This is a genomic window from Chitinophaga sp. 10T418, from assembly GCF_056394125.1.
Genome location: NZ_JBFTHG010000041.1, coordinates 1 through 1,967, shown reverse-complemented (window position 1 = coordinate 1,967; position 1,967 = coordinate 1). Strand labels below are relative to the sequence as shown.

Below are 1,967 nucleotides of genomic sequence, written 5' to 3'. Positions count from 1 at the left end.
CAGTATACCAACTATCATCTCCACGGATCGCTCAATACAGATACCTACAAATGATCCGGCAGTTACACCGTTCGTTTGCAGGTAATGGGCCAGTTGATCGGAGCGTTGCTCCAGTTCACCGTAGGTAAGTCTTTGTTCACCTGCCACCACTGCAGTAACCGCAGGATGAAGTGCAGCTTGTTCTGCAAATAAAGCGGTGAGTGCTTTATCTTCCGGATAGGCGTCAACGTTATCATTCAATGTTGCCAGCAATACCTGTTCCTTCTCTGCACTCAATAGCCTCAATGTATTGATACGCTCATCAGGTGATTGTACCACCGCCCGCAGTAATGCTTCGTAATGCGATATCAGTTGTGCAATAGTCTCTTCGTTGAACAGATCTGCAAAATACTGGATCGCTCCCTGTAAGCCATCCTTGGTTTCCTGCAGGGATAATGTCAGATCCAGCTGGGAAGTGGTGCGTGATACCGGCACTTCCGATAATTGCACATCGCCAAAACGAATGGCTGGTAAATCAGGCGTATTTTGCCATACAAACATCACCTGGAATAAGGGATGGCGGGTAAGGTCGCGGGTAGTAACCACGCTTTCCACTACTTTTTCAAAAGGCGCCTCCTGGTGTGCATAGGCATCCAAAGTAGTTTGTTTTACCTGCTGCAAGAATGCCGCAAAGGAAGGATTGTCTTTCAGATCACTACGTAATGCCAGCGTATTGATGAAAAAGCCGATAAGGCCTTCTGCCTCCTGCTGCGTTCTTCCGGCTGTAGGACTTCCTACACAGATATCTTCCTCACCGGTATAACGATACAACAATACCTTCAGGGCCGCCAATAATGTCATATACATGGTCACCCCCTGTTGCTGCGACAAAGCTTTCAACTGGTTGGCCAAATCCTGATCCAGCTGGAAATACCTGTAGGCACCACGTTTGCCGGTGAAAGCTGTACGGGGAAAATCATAAGGTAATTGTAGTGTTTGTATTGCTGCCAGTTTCCTTTTCCAGTAATCCAGTTTTTTATCTAATACCGTACCCGTGAGATATTTCCTTTGCCAGATGGCATAATCTGCATACTGTATAGGTAATGCGGCCAACTGTGCGGGTCTTTTGTTTGTGAAGGCGCTGTATAGTTCTACCAACTCTTTTATGAGGATGCTGGTAGACCAGCCATCAGAGGCAATATGATGTAACGTAATTACCAGGATATGCGTTGTTTCACCTAAGACTATTAACTGTACCCTTAATTTATGATCTGCGGATAAATCGAACGGCGTTTCAATAAATGACCGTATATGCTCCTCTAACACACCCGGAGCGGAATAACCAGGATCCTCCATTATCTGTAACTGCCACAGACCGGCATCCAACACCTGTTGGTAGGTAGTACCGGCATCATCAGCTATGATGGTTCGTAATACCTCATGGCGATCTACAATTTCTTTCATGGCATAGGACAAAGCTGCAGGGTCAAGGGTTCCTTCCAGCCTGAATGCAGCCGCCACATGATAGTTGATACTACCTTCCAGCTGATCAATGAACCATAAACGTTCCTGGCTATACGAAAGCGGGATATGTGATGGCCGCTCTCCGCGGGTAATAGCCGGCAATAATACATTACCGGAACGTTGATCCAACTGTACAGATAGCAGGGCAATAGTAGGATAGTCAAAGATATCGGCGATCGTTACTTCTACCGATAATTGTTTACGCATAGCCGATATGAGGCGAATGGCCAGTAGTGAGTGGCCGCCCAATGCAAAAAAGTCGTCGTGTAGTCCTACCTGTGGTACTTCCAGCAAAGATGCCCAGATACCCGCCAACGCTGTTTCCAGTGCAGTAGCCGGGGCTACGTATGCACCGGCAGCCATATTATCTGCTCCCGGATCAGGTAAAGCACGGCGGTCTATCTTACCGTTGTTCAGCAACGGAAATTGATCCAGCACTACCAGCTGCACCGGCACCATACCAT

At 47.4% G+C, this 1,967-nt stretch carries 1 protein-coding gene; it reads right to left on the bottom strand.

Translation table 11 applies throughout. The features are described 5' to 3' along the window. Positions 1-1,967 (bottom strand): condensation domain-containing protein (locus AC1DCV_RS35660; RefSeq protein ID WP_477027663.1); only part of this gene is annotated, 1,967 nt, incomplete at both ends.